Raw genomic sequence first — 19,837 nt, 5'->3', positions numbered from 1 at the left:
GTTCCCCGGCGACGCCCGTCTCGGCGGAACAGGGCATCTCAACGTCCCTCGCTCAGCAGCGACCACCAGTGGGCCAGCGTTGGCTGCTCGGCCACCTGGACGAAGCTCACCTGAGCGCCGGCGCGCTTCCAACCTTCGAGCAGGCTCATCAGGCGGATCGAGTCCAGCCCGAAATCCAGCAGGTTGTCCTCGACGTTGAAGTCCGAGGCCGGCATGCCGAGCATCTGCGCGACTTCCCGATGCAGGGTCTCGATGCTGGCCGGCAGCCCACCGGCCAGCGCGGCGATCAACCGGTCAGTGCCGCGCACCACGCCGGCGCAGGCGACCACGTAGTCCAGCGCCTGGCGGTGTCGCTCCGGCGAGAAGTCGGCCAGCGCGTCCCCGACCATGATCGGCTGGACGTCGCGCATGAAGGCGTCCACGCAGGTGGTCTGGCAGCCGATGTGGGCGTAGACGCCGCAGACCATCAGTTGATCGCGGCCGGCCGCCTGCAGGCGCTCGCGCAGGTCGCTGCGGATGAAGGCGCTGTAGCGCCACTTGTCCAGCACCACGTGGTTTTCCCTGGGCGCCAACGCGGCGATGACCGGTGCGCCCTCGGGTTTGGCCGGCAGGCCGGGGCCCCAGAACTCGTTGAGCAGCGCCCGGTCCCCGGCCGGCTGCACGGCCGGCTGGGCGGTGTAGTAGACCGGCACGCCGGCGGCGTCGCAGGCGTCGATCAGGCGGCGGATGTTGGCTACCAGTTGCGGGATCGGCGCGGCATTACGGTCGTAGAAATCGATGAAGTATTCCTGCATGTCGTGCACCAGCAACGCTACTCGTTTCGGGTCGGCCTGCCAGTCGACACGGCCGGAAGGAAAGGTTTCTGCGGCAGGCATGGGATAGCTGGCAATGCGGGGGATAGCCATGGAATTTCTCGTTTGAAGTTTTGGAGTTCGGACTTTCGGAGCCGTGCGGGCGTCGGATGTCGTCAGGCCGTGGCCTGTAGGCGTGCCGCGATGCGTTCGCGCAGGGCGCGCTTGTCGATCTTGCCGACGCCGGTCTTGGGCAACTGGTCGACGAACTCGATGCGGTCCGGCACCTTGTAGCCGGCAACGCCGCGTTCGCGCATGAAGCGGTTGATCTCCAGCGGCCGGGGCGCCTCGCCGCGCGGCACGATGAAAGCGCAGGTGCGCTCGCCGAGGAAGGCGTCGGGCATCGCGACCACGGCGACATCCAGCACGGCGGGATGCGCCAGCAGGTGGTTTTCCACTTCCTCGGCGGCCACCTTGTCGCCACCGCGGTTGATCTGGTCCTTGTCGCGGCCTTCGACGATCAGGTGCCCGCTGGGCAGGCGGCGGGCCACATCGCCGGTGCGGTAGAAGCCGTCGCGGGTGAAGGAGCGGGCGTTGTGCAGATCGGCGCGGAAGTAGCCACGAATGGTGTAGGGGCCGCGGGTGATCAGGTGTCCGGTTTCGCCCGGCGGCACGTCGCGGTCCTCGTCGTCGACGATGCGCACTTCGTCGTCCGGGGAGATGGGGCGGCCCTGGGTGCCGACGATCAGCTCCTGGGGATCGTCGAGCCGGGTGTAGTTGACCAGTCCCTCGGCCATGCCGAACACCTGTTGCAGCTTGCAGCCGAGCAGGCTGTCGACGCGTTGCGCGACTTCGTCGTTGAGGCGCGAACCGCCGACCTGCAGCACCTTCAGGCTGGCCAGTTCGGCCTGCCGGGCCGGCGCGGCCTCCATCCAGGCCTGCGCCACGGAGGGCACCAGCGCGGTCATGTCGACCCGCTCGCGGGCGATCAGGGCGAAACAGGTGTCGGGACTGGGATCGGGCGCCAGCACCACGCTGCCGCCGGCGTAGAGGACGCCCAGGATGCCCGGCGAACTCATCGCGAAATTGTGGGCCGCCGGCAGGGCGCAGAGGAACACGGTGTCCGGGCCGAGGCCGCAGATCTCGGCGCTGGCCCGCACGCTGTAGAAATAGTCGTCGTGGGTGCGCGGAATCATCTTCGGCCGTCCCGTGCTGCCGCCCGACAGTTGCAGGAAGGCCAGGGTGTCGGCCTTGGGTTCCGGCAGCGGCAGCGGCTCGGCGTCGAGCCGCTCGAAGGGGATGAATTCCTCGGCCTCGCCGACTACCACGACGGTGCTCAGGGTCGCTGCTTCGTCGCGGATGTCGCGGGCCATCTGGCGATAGTCGAAACCGGCGTGGCGATCCCGGATGACCAGCCCCTTGGCTTCGGCGCAGGCGCAGAAGTAGCCGATTTCGGCGCGGCGATGGGGCGGCAGGGTGAAGACCGGCAGGGCGCCCAGGCGCAGCAGGGCGAAGATGACTATCACGAATTCGGCGATGTTGGGCAACTGCACCACGACGCGGTCGCCGGCGGCGATGCCTTGCCCGACTAGCCCGGCTGCCACCCGGTCGACACGGGCGTCCAGTTCGGCGTAGGTCCAGCGCCGTTCGCCGCAGACCAGCGCGGTGCGTCCGGCATGGCGGTCGGCGCCGGCGCGCAGCAGGCTATCCAGCGGTTCGCCGCGCCAATAGCCGGCCGCCCGGTAGCGCGCGGCGAATTCGGCGGGCCAGGGCGTGAAGTCCGCGCCTTCGCTGGAAGAAGAGGTCGGGGTCGAGGTGCTCATGCCCGGTTCTCCTCGGCCAGCGCGAGCCCCATCGCGCCCAGCATGGTGCGCAGCTTGGCGGCGGTTTCCGCCAATTCCAGCGCCGGCTCGGAGCCGGCCACGATGCCGGCCCCGGCATAGAGGATCGACGACTGCTCGCCGACTTCGGCGCAGCGGATGGTCACCGCCCATTCGCCGTCGCCCTGCGCGTTGCACCAGCCGACCAAGCCGGTGAAGAAGCCCCGGTCGAAGCCTTCGAACTCCTCGATGAACTCCCGCGCCTCGGCGGTCGGATAGCCGCCCACGGCCGGGGTCGGGTGCAGCGCCAGCGCCAGTTCCAGCGAGGTCGTGGCCGGGTCGCGCAGCGTGCCGGTGACTTCGGTGGACAGGTGCCACATGGTCGGGGTCGAGAGCAGCGACGGCGCTTCGGGGACCACCAGATCGGTGCAGTAGGGACGCAAAGCCTCGGCGACGGCTTCCACCACCAGCGCGTGTTCGTGCAGATCCTTGGGCGAGCGCAGCAGGTTCTCGGCGCGCTGGCGGTCCTCGGCCGGGTCGCTGCTGTGCGGGATGGAGCCGGCCAGCGGGTTGGAAATCACCCGGTTGCCGCGCCGGGCCAGCAGCAACTCGGGGCTGGCGCCGACCAGGCTGCGGCGCCCGCCGTTGGCGGTCGGCAGCGGAATGGCGTAGGTGTAGCCCAGCGGGTTGCGGCCGGCCAGGGTCCGCAGCAGTTCAACCTGATCCAGCTCCGCCTGGATGTGCAGCGAGCGCGACAGCACCACTTTCCGCAACTTCCCGTCGGCGATCCGCTTCAAGGCCCGGCTCACGTTCTGCTCGTAGACCGCCTCGGCCGGTTCGCTGCGTGCCGCGACCGTGCGTACCGGACGCGGCCCGCCGATCAGTGCCGCGCGACCGCCGCCAGCCAGTTCGACATGCTCGGGGATGAACAGATGGGCCGCAGCGCCCGGCAGGAAGGGGATAGCGCCGATCAGCCAGCCGGCATGCCCGGCCTCGCTGGCCTTACGCAGGAAAGCGGCCGCATGCCCAGCCAGGGCGGCGGGCGAACCGCTCATGACCAGCGGTAGGGTCGCGGCCACGCCATGTGCCAGCAGGGTCTGGCCGGGCGAAGCGAACATGCAGGCATCGCGGTGGTAATGGGTGAACAGCACCTGCGGACCGCAGGGTTCGGAAAAGGACTGCGCAAGCTGTGTCTGTTGAACAAAACTCATGATGCCTCCTTACGGCTAGAGGACGAGCAAGGACCACCTGGGGGAAGGCACTGGCGCCTTCATGTATGTAATAATGCTATCGTCAAATGATAATAAGTATCAACATTAAACAATACAAAAAAGCGCTTGAGTATTTATGTCATTTTGATTTTTGTTTTTTAACCATAGGTATATCAATTGGTTACGGCCTATTTACGTCACTTGGAGAGAGCATGAACCCGGACCAATCCCTGCAGTCGGAAGCACGATCGAAACATTTTGCAACAATTTCGCCCAAGGTGCTCATCGCCCTGATCACCTCCCTGCAGTTCACTTACATTCTCGATTTCATGCTGGTCCTGCCGCTCGGCCCGGATTTGGCAAAAGACCTAAACATTCATGGAAATCAAGTTGCATGGTTGACAGCCAGCTATACGTTCGCGTCCTTGCTGTCCGGTCTGTTCACCGTGCCGCGCCTGGATCGCTTCGATCGTCGCAAGGCCCTGCTCTGGAGTCTGGCCGGACTGGCGCTCGCCTCGCTGGTTTGTACCCTGGCGCACGATTTGCCGAGCCTGCTGCTCGGACGGGCCGCCGCCGGGCTCTGCGCCGCCCCGGCGATCGCCACCGGCATGGCGATCCTGATCGACCAGACCCCGCCGCCACAGCGCGGGACGGCGATCGCCAAGGTCATGACCGGGTTTTCCATCGCCACCATCGCCGGGATTCCCCTGGCGCTGGAGGTGGCGGACCATCTCGGCTGGCAGGCGCCCTTCGTGCTGGTCGCCGTACTGGTGGCGCTAGTCGCTTTCGCCGTGGCCCGTCTGTTGCCGCCGCAGACCGTCCACCTGCGGGGACCGGCCGGCAAGCCGTCGCTGGCCATGCTGGGGCGTCCCGGCGTGCGCCTGGCCACGCTGTTGCAGGGGCTCAACCAGTTCTCCGCCTTCCTGGTGATCCCGAGCTTTTCCGCGTTCTATCTGCTGAACCTCGATTACCCGCGCGAGCAACTGGGTACGCTGTACCTGATGGGCGGTCTGGTGGCGCTGGGGGCCACGCAACTGGCCGGGTACCTGGGCGATCGACACGGCCACCGGTTGCCGGTCGGCGTGGCCAGCGCTTGTTTCGCCGTCGGCCTGCTGCCGTTCTTCGGCCTGAGCGCTTTGCCGCTGATGCTGAGCTTCGTGCTGTTCATGGCCGGCAACGCCGCCCGTACGGTCTGCCTGGCGGCCGCTATCAGCCATGTCCCGGCGCCGCCGGAGCGCGCCGGTTTCATGGCCCTGCAGAAGATGACCCAGGATTTCAGCGTGGCTTTGGCCGCCGGGGCCGCGGCGCTGGTGCTGGGCGGCGGCGACGGGCCGCTGACCCATACCGGACTGCTCGCCGCCCTGGCGATCGCCGGGGCGGGGCTGGTCCTCTGGGTGCTCGAACGGCTGCGGCGAAACCTGCAGCCGCCGGCCTGAGCGGGCCGCCGCCCGGTCGGGGCGGGCGGGTTCTATTGCGCCTTCAACTGCGCCTTCTCGATGATCCGCGCGCTGATGTCGTGGGTCTTGCGGATCAGCGCCGAGGTGTCTTCCGGCGACAGGCGCTGCGGGGTGATCCCCATTCCCTGCAGTTTGGCGATCACCTCGGGCGCGGCGAGCACCTTGTCGAAGGCCGCGCGCAGGCGGCCCAGCACCTCGGCGGGCGTGCCGCTCGGCGCGGCGGCCAGGAAGGCGCCGGAGAAGTTCCACTGCGCATAGGTTTCCAGCAGGGAGGGGACGCCGGGCGGATCCGGCGCCTCGGTCGCGCCGAAATAGGCCAGGCCGCGCAGGTGCCCGCTCTTCACCGCGCGTTGGCCTGCGGGTCGGACAGCAGGTCTACGTGCCCGGCGATGACGTCGCTCAGCGCCGGCGCCGAGCCCTTGTAGGGGGGATGGCCGAAGCCATCCACCGTGGTGGGCAAGCCTGCGGCGTTGTCCACCCTACATTGCTGGAGCAGGCGCTGGAGGCGGCGGTGGGTTGAGGCGCCGGACTTTCGCCGTTCCCTCTGTAGGAGCGAATTCATTCGCGACCGGGGTAGGCAGGGAGCTTCGGGCGTTGCCTGAGGCGCGGATGAATCCGCTCCACACAAGCGGTCGCGGTGGCGTGGTTCAGTAGGGTGGATGGCCGCAGCCATCCACCATGGTGGAAAACGCTGCGCGGTTTTCCACCCTACTTTGCTGAACCCCCCGCCATCGCCAGCAAGCTGGCTCCTACCGAATAGTTCAGTAGGGTAGATGGCCGCAGCCATCCACCATGGTGGAAAACGCTGCGCGGTTTTCCACCCTACTTTGCTGAACCCCCGCCATCGCCAGCAAGCTGGCTCCTACCGAATAGTTCAGTAGGGTGGATGGCCGAAGCCATCCACCATGGCGGGTAGATCGGTCAGAGGGTAGGGCGGGTGCAACCCGCCAATTCGGGCGTGGGCCATTGCCATGGCTGGCGGGGTGTATCGAACGGCCGCCAAGATTGAAAGAGGCGACGATCAAAAATCCCAGCGAGTCGTCAACATCATATTGCGAGGCTCGCCATACGTCTTGGTGGCTATACCAGTCCACCGCTCCCCATAGTTAGAGTAGTAATACTTGTCAAACAAATTATTAACATTGAGTGTAGCCGATAGATTATTAGTGATCTGATATCTCCCCATCAGGTTGACTAACCAGTAGGCTTCATTCTTGAATTGATGTTCATTACCTAGAGCATCCGCACCATCATGCCAAGTCGTGCCCTGGTAAGTACCGCCACCCCCGATGGTTATTTTACTCAATCTGCCAGGTAGCCGGTAGGTCGTATAGAGTTTGAACTGGTTTTCCGGCTCCTGAGTCGTCAGCTTCTCGTTGGTTTCATCCTCTCGAATGACCTGATGAGTAAAGCCTGCCTGAATATTCCAGCCGGGCATCAGTTCGCCACTAACCTCTAGTTCGATACCCTTGGTCTTGGCTTTCTTTGCCTCATATATGCTGTCGTTTCGTTCGCTATTCCAACCCACATACTCGGCACGGTTGTCCTGGCGGATTTCGAAATAGGCTAGGCTGGCATTCAGCCGGCCATTGAACCATTCGCCCTTGAGTCCACCTTCATAGCTATCGCCTTCGTCCGGATCGAGTACGGCATAACTTTCATCCCGAGCACTTTGCGGCTGGAATATCTTGGTGTAGCTGGCATACAGCGAAAAATTGTCGTTCAGGTCGTAGGTAATACCCGCGAAAGGAACCACTTCGCCCGTTTCGCGCATATTGCTGTTGCCACCCCGGCGATAATTAGTTACTCGTCCTCCTAAAATCACGGCAAGATCATCGCTTAGACTAAAACGACCACTGGCATATACAGCACGCTGGTTAATACGGTCTTCGGCACGGTAAAGGATGCCGCCCCAGTCCGGTCGCTCTGCACGTCCATTCCACTCCCAGATATTATCGACAGGTACTCTAATAACATTGTGTCCTGATCCCTTGAGATGGTTATGATAGCCGCTGACCCCCACGGCTAGTTCGTGGGTACGGCCGAATAATTCGAAAGGACCACGGGCATAAGCCTCCAATGCTTGGCTTCTCGTTTTGTACCTATGTTGGCTAGTAAGCAATTCGGAGCTGCCAGTATCACCATCTGGAGTGAATTTAATACTTCCCAAGTTTGCATCGTATGCGTTTCTCTGGAAGGTGTAATAGACTCGACTGCTCCAGCCATTGTCGAACTCATGGTCCAGTTGGGTAAAGAAAGCATGGCTGAATTGCTCTACTCGGCTCCAACTGGCGCCAGGATTGAAAGATCTGGATATATTAACTTCATTATTGTGACTATCGAAGAAAGGTGTTCCTCCCGAACTGCTACCAGTCGGTATTGTCTTGTCGTAGTTACCACCGAATGTCAGCATCGTCTTGGGGGAAAGATCTACTTCCAAGATGCCATATAGAGCTCGTCTCTGCTCCTTGAAATGATCCATATAGGATTGTTGATCCTGGAAGGCGGTAGCAAAACGACCGCGAATACTTCCGCTTTCGACTAAGGGACCACCTACATCCCATTCGGTACGGTAGTTATCCCAGTGACCATATTCGGCCGTGGCGTGTCCGGAAAACTTATGAGTAGGTTTCTTGCGTACAAGGTTGATGGTGGCACCAGGATTACCCGCTCCTGTGGTCAAACCACTAGCCCCCTTGATGACCTCCACGCGGTCATATTGGATCATATCGCTTGTGGTCTCGCCCATGAAATTGGTGCCATCGGACAAGACGGGAATACCATCGTATTGGAAGTTTCGAATCTCGTAGCCACGGGCATAATAATAGGATCGATAGTTATCCGTGCCATGCCGCGTGATGCCTGGGGTATGATCCATCACCTTGTTGATATTGGTGAGATTGAAGTCGTCCATATGCTGGCGGGTGACGACCGTGACGGTCTGCGGTGTCTCGCGAGGTGTCAGTACCAGTCGGGTGGCGGTCGCGATGGTACCCGGCGTATAGGATTTGGTCTGCTCGGTGATGGTGCCGAGCGCGTTGTCTTCCACCCGCATCGCATCCAGGCTCACGACTGCGGAATCTTCCGCAACCTTCTGCAACAGCACCGTCCTTTCATCGACGAAGCGGACTTCCAGGCCGCTACCGGCGAGAATCCGGGCGAAACCTTCGGCGATGCCGTAACTGCCTTTCAACCCGTCGCTGTGCCTGCCCGTGGTCAGGCTGGCATCGAAGGACAGCACCACGTCGGCCTGGCTGGCGTACTGGCCGAGCACCTGCCCGAGCGGGCCGCCGGCGACGTCGAAGCGGCGGCTGGCGCTGTCGGCCCGGGCGGCGGAGCCGGCGGCGAACAGCGGCGCCAGCAGCGCCTGCTGGAATATCAGGGTCGCGCCGAGGATGGCGACGGCCAGTGGTTTCATGGAGCCCGTGTATCGGGTTCGATCCTGCTGCATGTTCTCCTCCCGGAGAGACTTTCGTTCTCATTTGCAACAGGAGTCGTATGGGCGGGGGGAAATCGACAATGGCCGTGAAAGTTTTTTCGGGGCGGCGGGTCATCGGCCCTTCGGCAGCAGCCGCACCCAGTAGCGGGTACGGCTGGACAGGCGAACCGGCAGGGCATGGACGATGGCGGCTAGGGCCCGGTCGGTGTCGTCCAGCGGGTAGGCGCCGGACAGGCGCAGGTCGGCCACCGCCGGATCGGCAAAGAGAAAGCCCGGACGATAGCGCGCCAGTTCGGCGAGCAGGTCGGCCAGCCGCCAGTCGTCGATCACCAGGCGGCCATTCGCCCATTCGGCGGCCAGCGGGTCGAAGTGGCGGGGGAGGTTTCGTCCGGCGTCGAAGGCGAGCGCCTGTCCGGCCTGGACGATGGTTTCCCCCGGCGCCGCGTTGCTCACGGCGACGGCATGCTCCAGGACGGTCACTTCGCTGAACGTCCGATGCTGTCGGACGATGAAGCGGGTGCCCAGGGCACGGATCAGTCCGTCGCGCGTGGACACGACGAAAGGACGTTCGTCGCCGCCGGGGCTCCTGGCGGTTTCGACGAGAATTTCCCCGCGGTGGAGTTCGATCAGGCGCCGCCGTTCGTCGAAGCGGACATCCACGGCGCTGTCGGTGTTGAGTACCAGGCGCGAGCCGTCTTCCAGGCTCAGACGCCGCCGTTCGCCGATGGCGCTGCGCTGGTCGGCGAGCCATTCCTGCCAGGGCAGGCCTTGTCTGGCCGTCCAGCCCAGCGTTGCGGCGCTTCCGGCCAGGATCACTCCCTTGAGCAGGGTCCGGCGGCCGAGTCGTGGCTCTTCGCTCATCGTCTGGAAGGCGAGGTTGCCCGGCAGGTCCTGCAATTGCCGCTGGAGAAGTTCCATCCGCTGCCAGGCCCACTGGTTTTCCGGCGCCTGGACCCGCCAGGCGCGCCAGGCGGCGCGATCTTCCTCGCGGACCTCGTCCGAGCACAGCACGGCGTGCCAGCGGGCAGCCATGCGCAGGGCGTCGCGTTGCCGGTCGCTGGGCATCAGAGGTCCGCGTCGAGGGCGAACAGCAGGCATTGCTCGGTGGCCCTGGCGATGTATTTGGTCACCGAGCTGACCGAAACGCCGAGGCGTTCGGCGATCTCGGCGTAGTTCATTCCCAGCAGTTGGGACATGAGGAAAGCCTGGCGCGGCTTGTGGCCCAGTCCCAGCAGCATGGCATCCAGGGCGAGCAGGGTTTCCACGATCTGCAGGCGGACTTCCGGGGACACTTCTTCCGCTTCGGGCTGCCGGGCCAGGGCGTCCAGATAGGTGCGCTCGAGGGTGCGCCGGCGGAAGTGGTCGATCAGCACGCGCTTGGCCACGGTGACCAGATAATGCCGGGGCTCGCGCAGTTCGGGCAGGCTGCCGCCGATCAGGCGCACGAAGGTGTCCTGGGCCAGGTCGGCGGCGCTGTGCGAGCAGTCCATCCGGCGGCGTAGCCAGCCGACCAACCAGGTGTGATGATTCTGGTAGAGCAGACCGACCGCCCGATGGGGCGGCTCGGCTGCGTCGCGGATGGCATCGCTCATGGGAAACCGATTCAATTGAGAATGTTTCGCAATTTATGCGAGCCATCGATCAAGCGCAAGACACCGGGAAAAGGCGCCGACCGATACTGTCGCGCCGACCGCCGGGGCCGTTCGCATCCGCCTCCCGCCACTTCGCTGCGGACGACGAGCGGCCGCTCTTCTTCTCGCGCGGGGGGCGGATGGCCGTGGCAGGGAGTTTTTCCGGCCCGCGAATCGATTCGCAATATATGAAAATAAAAAATACTTTTATCAGTAAAAATAATAAAAAATCATAATTAATTTATAGCTAAAAAGACTTTTACAGCATTCTTTTATATGAATAAGGTCTTTCGAGACCGACCCCGTCAGGTGGAGGCGATCTGGATATCCAGTGTGCTTCCACCTTGCCACTGCATCCGGAGCCCATGTCCTGTCGCAACTTTCACGGCGAAGGTAGTCCATGAGTCTTTCAGTGCAGCAGCCCGCCATTTCCCCGGCGGCAGGCGATCGAGGTCCGGCGGGGGACGGGAGCCCGGAAGGGTTCCTGGCCGAGCTTACCCAGTCTCTGGCCGCGACCGCCGCGGAATACGACCGTTTCGGAAGCTTTCCCTGGGCGAATTTCCAGTACCTGCATGAGCGCGGCTTGCTGGCCTTCACCGTGCCGCGCGAGCAGGGCGGCACCGACCTGGGCGAGGTTTTGCAAGTCGTCTCGGCGGTCGCCAGGCGCGAGCCTTCGACCACGCTCGTCCTTGTCATGCAATACCTGCATCAGCGTACCCTGCAGCACAGCGCCTCCTGGCCCGAATACCTGCGCCGGCGGGTGGTGCAAGAGGCGGTGCGCGACGGCGCGCCGATCAACGCGTTCCGCGTCGAGCCGGAACCGGGCACGCCGGTCCGCGGCGGACTGCCCGCCACCCTGGCGCGGCGCACCCCCGACGGATGGATCACCGACGGCAGCAAGATCTATTCGATCGGCAGCGTCGGCATCACCTGGTATCTGGTCTGGGCGCGCAGCGACGACCCGGAGCCGCTAGTCGGCGCATGGCTGGTTTGCAAGGACAGCCCCGGCATCCGCATCGTCGAGGACCGGGATCACCTGGGAATGCGTGCCACCTGTAGCCATCGGGTCGATTTCACCGATGTCCGGGCACCGCTCGACCATGTGGTGAACGTCAGCCCCTGGCTGGCGCCTGTCGCGGAGCTGAATGCCGGCGGCGCCCTGTAGATGGCCGTGCCGCTGTCTTCGCTCTATGACGGCGTAACCCAGGCCGCCAGGGACTGGCTGGTCGCCTGGCCGCAGACGCGCAGGTCGTCCAACCTCGGCGCCACGCTGGCGAGCTTGCCGCGTTTCCAGGAACTGGTCGGGCGTATCGACACCCTGTTGTTCGCCAACCGCAACCTGCTCGATTCGGCCGCCGCTGGGCAAATCAAGCGACTGGTGACCGGCAACGCTATACGCGCCGTCAAGCTGGCCGTCGAGGCGGCGGGCAATCCGGGGCTTTCCCGCCGCTATCCGCTGGAGCGGCATTACCGGGACGTACTCTGCGCCAGGGCGCACACCCCGCAGGACGACGTGGTCTTCGGCGGGATCGGCAAGGCAGCGCTGCACACAACCGAAGGAGCGAAAGCATGAGCGGAATCACCATCGCCAGCCAACTCGAGGCCGAGGCGAACCGGTATCTTCAGGCGCAATTGCCGGACGAGCGGATCGTCCAGTTGGAAAACCAGTCGATGGCGGGCATTCCCGCCGAAACCCGGATACTCGTCGTGCGGCCGATCAATGTCCGCGGCGTGTCCCTGACCCATCCTCCCGAGGGCTGGCCGTTCCGGCTGGAATGGGTGCAACTCGCTTCGTCCGGCATCGACGCCTATCCCGACTGGCTATTCGAGCTGCCCCGGGTGACCAGCGCCAAGGGGACGGCGGCCCATGACCTGGCCGAGTTCGCCCTGGCGGCGATCTTCTGTGCGGCCAAGCGCTTCCCGGAACTCTGGGTCAAGGACGCGCGCTGGGAACTGCAGCCGCTCGGACAACTGCGCGGCAGCACGCTGGGCATCCTCGGTTTCGGTTCGATCGGCCAGGTCCTCGCGGACAAGGCCCTAGCGCTGGGCATGCGGGTGCTGGCGCTGCGCAAGGACAACCGGCCCGTCGATCATCCGGGCGTCGAGTCGGCGCGGGACATCCTCGATCTGGCCGAGCGTGCCGACCATCTGGTCATCGCCGCGCCCCTGACGCCCGAGACGCGGCACCTGGTCGGCCGTGACGTGCTCGGGCGCGCCAGGGCGGGGCAGCACCTGATCAATATCGCCCGCGGCGGCCTGCTCGATCAGCAAGCGCTGCTGGAGGCCCTGGATGCCGGCCGCCTGAGCCTGGCCACGCTCGATGTCACCGACCCGGAGCCGCTGCCGTCGGGGCATCCGCTCTACCGGCATCCGCGGGTCAGGATTTCCCCGCACACCTCCTCCATCTCGGCGGACAGCCAGAAGAACGTCGCCGCCCGCTTTCTCGAAAACTTCGAGCGCTTCAAGGCGCAGCGGGAGCTGATCGGCCTCGTGGACGTCGCCCGGGGCTACTGAAGGAAAACGTTCGAGACCATACCTCCACAAGGAAGGAATGAAGCATGACCGTACTGGTGAAACCCGAAACCGCTCACAGCGCCGCTCCCCGCCCCGATATCGCTCCCGAGGAGTGGGCGGTTCGCGTCAAGCTGGCGGCGGCCTACCAACTGGCCGCCCTGTACGGCTGGACGGACCACATCTACACGCACTTTTCGGTGCGCGTGCCGGGAGCCGAAGAGCATTTCCTGATCAACCCCTTCGGCCTGCTGTTCGACGAAGTCACCGCCTCGACGCTGGTCAAGATCGATATCGACGGCACCATCATCGACGACCCTCTGGGGTTGGGCATCAATCAGGCCGGCTACGTGATCCACAGCGCTATCCACCGGGCCCGTCCCGATTTGAAAGCCGTCCTGCATACCCATACTCGCCACGGCGCCGCCGTGGCGGCGCAGAAGGAGGGCCTGCTGCCGCTATCCCAGCACGCGCTGGCCTACTACGGCCGAGTGGCTTATCACGCCTATGAAGGGGTGGTGCTGGATCTGGACGAGCAAAAGCGGCTGATCGCCAACCTGGGCGAGCGCAATGTGCTGATCCTGCGCAACCACGGCCTACTGGCCGGCGGGGTCAGCGTGGAGCACGCCTTCCGCCTGCTGCATGGCCTGGAAAACGCCTGCGCCATCCAGATCGCCGCCCAGGCGGGCGGCAACGACGGCCTGCTATTCGCTCCGCAGGCGGCCATCGACAAGGTGCGCCGCCAGGCCACGGTGTTCACCGACGGCGAACACCCCGGCATCGCCCGCCACTGGAACGCCGCGATCCGGCAACTCGAACGGCGCGGCAGCGATTACAAGAGCTAAACGGCGGCCGGCCATCCTTCCGGCGGGGCGGGATGGCTGGCTGTCATGGACCGGCATACCTGCACATCGGGTCCTGCGGGACATGAGGTAAGCATGACTGGAAAAATCGACGGATCGTTATTTCCGGCGAGCCGGTTCTCACGGCAATGGATCGGCGATCGTCTGGCCAGGTACGGCGCAGGCTGGAAAACGCCCGATTTCGCCCGGCGCCTGGCCAGTCCGCTGGCCATCCTGCTGCTCTGGGAGCTAGCCGCGCAGATGGGGCTGATTCCGGCCCGGGTGATCGCGGCCCCCAGCGCCATCGGCGAGACGCTCTGGGCGATGATCGCCAGCGGCGAGCTGGGCAGACATCTGGCGGTCTCGCTGCAGCGAGCCGTGTCGGGCCTGGCCATCGGCGTCGGCATCGGTAGCGTGGCGGCGCTGATCAGCGGCCTGTCCAGGCGCGGCGAATTGGTCTTGGACTCGCCCATGCAGATGCTCAGGACGGTGCCGTCGCTGGCGCTGGTGCCCCTGTTCACCCTGTGGTTCGGCATCGGCGAGTTCACCAAGATCGCCCTGATCGTGATAGGCACGACCTTTCCGGTGTACCTGAACCTGTTCGCCGGCATTCGCAACATCGATCCCAAGCTGGTCGAGGCCGCCAATACCCTGGGCCTGAACCGCCGGGAACTGATTTGGCACGTGATCCTGCCCGGCGCCCTGCCGTCCTTCTTCGTCGGGCTGCGCTACTCGCTGGGCATTTCCTGGCTGGCCCTGGTGTTCGTCGAGCAGATCAACGCCACCGCCGGTATCGGTTTCCTGGCCAGCGATACGCGGGATTTCATGCGCACCGATGTCATCGTCATCTGCCTGCTCATCTATAGCGTGCTAGGGCTGCTGATCGACGGGTTGATCCGCACCCTCGAACGCTTCGCCCTGGCCTGGCGTCCTTCTTTCGTCGGGAATTGAGCCCATGACCACCCAGTACCTTTGCGAACGGCCGGCCGTCAGGCTGCAACAGATCGTTCGCCGGTTCGGCGGCAACCGAGTCATCGACAACCTGGACCTGGATATCGCTCCCGGCGAGTTCGTCGCGCTGCTCGGGGCGAGCGGTTCCGGCAAGACCACCCTGTTGAGGGCGCTGGCCGGTCTCGACGAGGTCGACGGCGGGCGGCTGGAAGTCCCCGAAGCGCGCGCTGCGGTTTTCCAGGAGCCGCGCCTGATGCCCTGGAAATGCACCTGGAAGAACGTCACCCTGGGGCTGCGCACGGGCGATGCTAGGCAACGGGCCATCCAGGCCCTGACCGAGGTGGGGCTGGCCCATCGCCTCGAAGCCTATCCCGGCACCCTGTCGGGCGGCGAGGCACAGCGGGTCGCCCTGGCGCGCGGGTTGGTCCGGGAGCCGGAACTGCTGCTGCTCGACGAACCCTTCGCCGCCCTGGACGCCCTGACCCGGCTCCGCATGCACCGGCTGATCGTCGAACTCTGGCAGACGCACAAGCCCGCCGTGCTGCTGGTGACCCACGATGTCGACGAGGCCATCCTGCTGGCCGACCGGATCATCGTCCTGAAGGACGGCCGCATCGCCAGGGAGATCCGGGTCGCCCTGGAGAGGCCCCGGGACAACGGCCAGCAAGGCTTCAATGCCATCCGCACGCAACTGCTGGGTCTGCTCGGCGTGGCCGTGGAACGCGGGGAGGAGGGCGCGCAAGAGCGGAGCGATGGCGAGCCCTTTGCGCCCGCCGTTTCCAGGCGGGCGGTGGCCGGATAACGCTCCCGTGGCACCGGCACGCGGGAGCGCGGTTCGTGCCGCTTCCGTGGCCGGAGCTTTCGATGCCGGCCCGGCGCAAGCCGCGTCGCTCCGTGGCCCGCCCGGCAAGGGGTGGGGACCTGGGGCTGGCCTTGGAGAGCGCGCCTTCGCCGGGCCGCCAGGGGCCCGCCGGCCGGGTTGCACGAGCGCCGTTGCATGGCCACGAGTCTGGCCTCTCGCGCCGCTCCACCTTGCCGCCCGCTGGGTCTCCACGATCGCCCACCTTTCGAATGCCGCCGCCCGGCAGCGGCTTCCGACCGTTCGCAAAGCACCGTCCCGCAACTCATGGCCCGCATCGGTGGCACCTGTACATGGGTCGCGCATCGCGTAAAAAATAATAAAAATTTATTTTTAATAAATAAATATTAATTATTTTAATATTTCTATTGGTGATTTCACTGGGATTTCTTATGCAATTAGTCTGCGTCCACGCACCGACCACTGACGTTGTGGAGGTTTTCGGAATCAGGAATTTTGAAGTAAGGAATGACCCTCCATGCCGTATCCATTGCAACGATTTTCCTCCGCCAGGGCCCGGGCCAGGGCGGAGCCGTTCCCATCCGGTAGGCGCATGTCCGAACGAGAACCCATCGGATTGAAGCTTCCCGGCCTGCTACTGGCGCTCGGCCTGTGCCCGCTGGCGCAGGCCGAAGAGGTCGCGGGCGACACGGCATTGCAGACGGTGACGGTGACCTCCGGCAGGACGGCGGAAAAGGCACGCAGCAACCAGCGCACCGTGGTCGAGAGCGCGACCCCCATCGATATCATCAACAGCGAGCAATTGTTAAAAACCGGGCGCGCGGAGTTGTCCGAGGCCATTTCCAAGCTGCTGCCGTCATTCAACTTCGGCACCAACATCGCCGGCGTCCAATCCACGGTGCGGCCGTTGAACAACCGCAGCCTGAACCCGGCCTACACCGTGGTGCTGGTCAACGGCAAGCGCCGCCACAACGGCTCGGTTCCGGCCAGCGGTTCGACCGACAACAGCGGTCACAACCCGGTCGATATCGACATGATCCCGATCAGCGCCGTCGAGCGCATCGAAGTGCTCAAGGATGGCGCTGGCGTCAAGTACGGCGCCGACGGCATCGCTGGGGTCATCAACATCATCCTGCGCTCGGACCCCGCGGGCACGCATATCGGCACCAGTTACGGGCAGCTCTATTCCGGTCGGGGCGAAACCGCCAAGTTCGAGGGCAACAGCGGTTTCGCCATCGGCGACGACGGCTTCCTGCAGATCTCCCTGGATGCCCGCAAGCGCGGTATGGCCTACTGGGGCGAAAAGGCCGACCCGGACAACCGCGCCTTCTTCGAGGACGATCGCCAGGCCGCCTGGGACCATGTGCGGGTCAAGAACGGCGATCCCAAGCTCAAGGCCTACAACTGGGCCTTCAACACCGAATTCGCCCTGGGCGACCTGGCCCGCTTCTATTCCTACGGCACCTATGGCGAGCGCCGCAGCGAAGCGCAGAACAATATGCGCCCGGCCAACGGCAACGCCTCGATCCCGGAACTTTTCCCGGATGGCTACTTCCCGCTGAACAACATCGAGAACATCGACTATTCGCTGCTGCTAGGCGCCAAGGGCGACGCCTCCGGGTGGGACTGGGACCTGAGTACCGTCTACGGGCGCAACCGCAACAGCCACGCCAGCGACCTGACGCTCAATCCCACCTACGGCCCGGACTCGCCCACCTCGTTCGACGACCTGGCCACCTTCCAGTTCGAGCAGCTCTCGACCAACCTCGATATCAGCCACGGCTTCGAGAAGTTTCCCCTCCTGAATTTCCCGGTGGATCTGGAAATGGGACTGGAGAACCGCTGGGAGCGTTTCCGCACCTTCGATGGCGACCCGAAGGGTTACAGTGTCGGACCCTATACCTACTCGCAGTACTTGGCCGATGGGTCCCTGAATCCCCTGTACGCGGCCCATGGCCCTCAGCCCATGGTCGGCGCCCAGGGAGCGGTGACCATCCGTCCCGAGGACGAGGCGGACGAACAGCGCAACACCTCTTCCCTGTACCTGACCCTCAACCTGCACCCCACCAAGCGCTGGTCCATCGGCCTGGGCGGGCGCCTGGAACACTTCGACGACATAATGGAGAACGAGAATTTCAGCTTCAGCGTCAATTCCCGCTACGAGCTGACCGATACCCTGGCCGTGCGCGGCAACTTCGGCACCGGTATCCGGGCGCCCTCCCTGACCCAGATCGGCTACACCGTCTCCGACAACCGTACCGCCTTCAATGCCGAAGGTGTGGTGGTACCGGCCCTGCGCCGAACCATCCGGCCGGATTCCGCCCTGGCCGAGGCCTTGGGTGGCAGCGAACTGGAGGCCGAGCGCACCAAAAGCCTAGGCTTGGGCCTGACTTGGCAGCCGGCGTCGCGCACCAGCGTGACCTTGGACCTCTATGTGATCGATGTGGACGACCGCATCGCCCTGACCGAGAACCTCTACGATCGCTCCGGCGGCAACGGCGGGATGGGAGACATCCTGGCCGCCTACGGTCTGGAGCGCACCGACTGGATCAACTTCTACACCAACGCCTTCGATACCCGTACCCGTGGGCTGGACCTGGTGGCCGACCACACCACCGACTTCGGCAGGTTCGGCGAGGTGCGCTGGACCCTGGGCTTCAACTGGAACAACACCACCATCCGCAGCCGCAAGAGCAGCACGCCCGCCGGGCTGGGTTCCGGCATCGAACTGGTCGGCCATGCCGCCGAAGGCACCCTGGTATCGGCCATGCCCCACACCAAGACCATGCTGGGAGCCAACTGGTCGATCAGGGACTTTCTGGTCAACCTGATGGTCACCCGCTACGGCTCGGTGGAAACCTGGCAGCAGAACGAGGCCCAGGACCGCACCTTCGGCCACAAGTGGATCACCGACCTGGACATTGCCTACACCCTATTTGACAGCCTGACCCTCAGCCTGGGCGGGAACAATATCTTCGACGTCCGTCCCGACAAGAACGGCGTCCACCAGGCGATCGGCGGTCCCGAGTACGGGAATCCGCCTTTCCACCCCGGCGGCGGTGCCTGGTACACGAAACTCGCGTACGACTTTTGAGCGGCGTCGGCCGGCCGATGCGACGCCGCGTTTTCCCAGTAACGAAGAGAGAGGGCAGGCAATGCCGGATGAGTATCCTTCGATGAGTCGCCGTCGCATCCTGTTGACGGGGAGCCTGCTGGCGGGGGCGGCGCTGGCGAGCCGCTGGGGCCTGGCCGCGAGCGGCCCGTTGGATCTGTCCCGTACCCGGTTGGGGGTCGGTACCTACAAGGGCGCTGCGCCTTCTTTTTTCGAGGAAGCCGGTGTGGCGCCGCCTCCCTACGAAGTCGGCTACGCGGAACTGGCCGGCGGCAATCTGATCGTCGAGGCACTGGCCGCCGGCAGCCTGGATGTCGGCAGCATGAGCGAAATCCCGCCGGTGTTCGCCATTCAGAGCCGGGCGCCCATCAAGCTGATCGCCGTGCTGCGCGGCGACGTGAATAATCAGGTCTTTCTGGTGCCGCGGGGCTCCGGCATCCGGGAGATCGCCGAACTGAAGGGCAAGCGCATCGGCTTCGTGCGTTCGACGACGTCTCACTACTTTCTGATTAAAGCCTTGAAGGAGCAGGGCCTGAGCCTGGCCGACATCGAGCCGGTGGGGCTGACGCCGCAGGACGGCTTTTCCGCCTTCCAGAGCGGACAACTGGATGCCTGGGTGATTTATGGCATCCACATCCAGATCGCGCTCGCCAGGACCGGGGCGCGCATCATCAAGACCGCGCAGGGCTATCTGTCGGGCAATTACGTGATCGCCGCCCGCGCCGAATCCCTGAAGGACCCCTACCGGGTCGCGGCGATCAAGGATTATCTGGCGCGGGAACAGCAGGTATGGGACTGGGTGCAGGCCAACCCAGAGCGCTGGGCGAAGAAGAGCGCGGCGATCACCGGCATCGACGCTGCCCTGTTCATGGATCAGTTCCGGGCACACAGCGAGCCTTATCACATGATTCCCGTCGACGACGCGGCGATCGCTTCCCAGCAGGAGGTGGCGGATCTGTTCCACGAGGCCGGCGTACTGAGCCAGCGGCTGGATGTTGCCCCCCTGTGGACCAGGGGTGTCTGGCCTTAGGGCGCTTTTCGGGTGAGGTCGTCGGCGATCGTCAATGGCGTAATCATCATTTATTTATAGCCAAAAATAATTTCACACATATTTTTTATAGTAATAACGTTGATCCAGGCCGACCCCATTCCCGGTGGAGGCGAACCTCGCCGATTCGTCCAAAGAGGCTCCCGTGTGCGACCCCGCCCGGCCATGGCAGGGTGGCGGCACGCTCGCCCCGGGGGAATGCCT

At 64.4% G+C, this 19,837-nt stretch carries 15 protein-coding genes and 1 pseudogene; 8 read left to right on the top strand and 8 right to left on the bottom strand.

Going from position 1 to position 19,837, the window contains the following annotated elements; all coding sequences use genetic code 11:
- Nucleotides 1-38: 38 nt before the first annotated feature.
- The 3 genes from ACGI6K_RS12330 to ACGI6K_RS12320 all read right to left on the bottom strand — a co-directional run bounded on the left by ACGI6K_RS12330 (nucleotide 39) and on the right by ACGI6K_RS12320 (nucleotide 3,822).
- Nucleotides 39-905, bottom strand: a complete 867-nt coding sequence (locus ACGI6K_RS12330) for an isochorismatase family protein (protein WP_376942613.1) — start codon at nucleotides 903-905, stop codon at nucleotides 39-41.
- Between the two features lie 62 nt (nucleotides 906-967).
- Nucleotides 968-2,614, bottom strand: a complete 1,647-nt coding sequence (locus tag ACGI6K_RS12325; RefSeq protein ID WP_376942611.1) for a (2,3-dihydroxybenzoyl)adenylate synthase — start codon at nucleotides 2,612-2,614, stop codon at nucleotides 968-970.
- Entirely contained in the window at nucleotides 2,611-3,822 is a 1,212-nt protein-coding gene (locus ACGI6K_RS12320) for an isochorismate synthase (RefSeq protein ID WP_376942609.1), read from the bottom strand. The genes ACGI6K_RS12325 and ACGI6K_RS12320 overlap by 4 nt, the downstream gene beginning before the upstream one ends.
- A 212-nt stretch (nucleotides 3,823-4,034) precedes the next feature.
- Between ACGI6K_RS12320 and ACGI6K_RS12315 the strand changes: the two genes are divergently transcribed.
- On the top strand, nucleotides 4,035-5,258 hold the full coding sequence (locus tag ACGI6K_RS12315) for an MFS transporter (RefSeq protein ID WP_376942607.1): 1,224 nt from the start codon (nucleotides 4,035-4,037) through the stop codon (nucleotides 5,256-5,258).
- A gap of 32 nt (nucleotides 5,259-5,290) precedes the next feature.
- On the opposite strand, the gene ACGI6K_RS12310 is transcribed toward ACGI6K_RS12315, so the two are convergent.
- The 5 genes from ACGI6K_RS12310 to ACGI6K_RS12290 form a co-directional block, all read right to left on the bottom strand.
- A complete protein-coding gene (locus tag ACGI6K_RS12310) occupies nucleotides 5,291-5,623 on the bottom strand; it encodes a tripartite tricarboxylate transporter substrate-binding protein (protein ID WP_376942605.1) in 333 nt (110 codons plus the stop codon).
- Complete coding sequence (locus tag ACGI6K_RS12305) at nucleotides 5,620-5,757, bottom strand: hypothetical protein (protein WP_376942603.1); 138 nt, start codon at nucleotides 5,755-5,757, stop codon at nucleotides 5,620-5,622. Before ACGI6K_RS12305 ends, ACGI6K_RS12310 begins: the two co-directional genes overlap by 4 nt.
- Before the next feature lie 543 nt (nucleotides 5,758-6,300).
- Nucleotides 6,301-8,697: a TonB-dependent siderophore receptor gene (locus ACGI6K_RS12300; protein WP_376942659.1), complete on the bottom strand. Its 2,397-nt coding sequence runs from the start codon at nucleotides 8,695-8,697 to the stop codon at nucleotides 6,301-6,303.
- Between the two features lie 132 nt (nucleotides 8,698-8,829).
- Complete coding sequence (locus ACGI6K_RS12295) at nucleotides 8,830-9,783, bottom strand: FecR domain-containing protein (RefSeq protein WP_376942601.1); 954 nt, start codon at nucleotides 9,781-9,783, stop codon at nucleotides 8,830-8,832.
- The gene (locus ACGI6K_RS12290) at nucleotides 9,783-10,310 is read right to left on the bottom strand and encodes a sigma-70 family RNA polymerase sigma factor (protein ID WP_012700754.1); all 528 of its coding nucleotides are present in this window, start codon (nucleotides 10,308-10,310) and stop codon (nucleotides 9,783-9,785) included. Before ACGI6K_RS12290 ends, ACGI6K_RS12295 begins: the two co-directional genes overlap by 1 nt.
- Nucleotides 10,311-10,749: 439 nt before the next feature.
- On the opposite strand from ACGI6K_RS12290, the pseudogene ACGI6K_RS12285 reads away from it, so the two are divergent.
- The 7 genes and pseudogenes from ACGI6K_RS12285 to ACGI6K_RS12255 all read left to right on the top strand — a co-directional run bounded on the left by ACGI6K_RS12285 (nucleotide 10,750) and on the right by ACGI6K_RS12255 (nucleotide 19,615).
- Nucleotides 10,750-11,922: pseudogene (locus ACGI6K_RS12285) on the top strand (acyl-CoA dehydrogenase family protein).
- Nucleotides 11,919-12,863, top strand: coding sequence for a D-isomer specific 2-hydroxyacid dehydrogenase family protein (locus tag ACGI6K_RS12280; protein WP_376942598.1), 945 nt, complete (start codon nucleotides 11,919-11,921; stop codon nucleotides 12,861-12,863). Before ACGI6K_RS12285 ends, ACGI6K_RS12280 begins: the two are co-directional and overlap by 4 nt.
- A gap of 44 nt (nucleotides 12,864-12,907) precedes the next feature.
- Nucleotides 12,908-13,705, top strand: a complete 798-nt coding sequence (locus ACGI6K_RS12275) for a class II aldolase/adducin family protein (protein WP_376942596.1) — start codon at nucleotides 12,908-12,910, stop codon at nucleotides 13,703-13,705.
- A gap of 93 nt (nucleotides 13,706-13,798) precedes the next feature.
- A complete protein-coding gene (locus ACGI6K_RS12270; RefSeq protein ID WP_376942594.1) occupies nucleotides 13,799-14,653 on the top strand; it encodes an ABC transporter permease in 855 nt (284 codons plus the stop codon).
- 4 nt (nucleotides 14,654-14,657) lie between these two features.
- Nucleotides 14,658-15,455 (top strand): ABC transporter ATP-binding protein, encoded by a 798-nt coding sequence (locus ACGI6K_RS12265; protein WP_376942592.1) that lies wholly within the window; start codon nucleotides 14,658-14,660, stop codon nucleotides 15,453-15,455.
- A gap of 610 nt (nucleotides 15,456-16,065) precedes the next feature.
- Nucleotides 16,066-18,567 carry a TonB-dependent receptor plug domain-containing protein gene (locus ACGI6K_RS12260; protein WP_376942590.1) on the top strand — a complete coding sequence of 834 codons (2,502 nt, stop codon included), beginning with the start codon at nucleotides 16,066-16,068 and terminating at the stop codon, nucleotides 18,565-18,567.
- Nucleotides 18,568-18,628: 61 nt separating this feature from the next.
- Nucleotides 18,629-19,615, top strand: coding sequence for an ABC transporter substrate-binding protein (locus ACGI6K_RS12255; RefSeq protein WP_376942588.1), 987 nt, complete (start codon nucleotides 18,629-18,631; stop codon nucleotides 19,613-19,615).
- Nucleotides 19,616-19,837 lie beyond the last annotated feature (222 nt).

The sequence above is a fragment of the Azorhizophilus paspali genome, assembly GCF_043587585.2.
Lineage (GTDB): Bacteria > Pseudomonadota > Gammaproteobacteria > Pseudomonadales > Pseudomonadaceae > Azotobacter > Azotobacter paspali.
The sequence above is the reverse complement of the archived record's forward strand: the minus strand, read 5'-3'. Positions and strand labels throughout refer to the sequence as shown.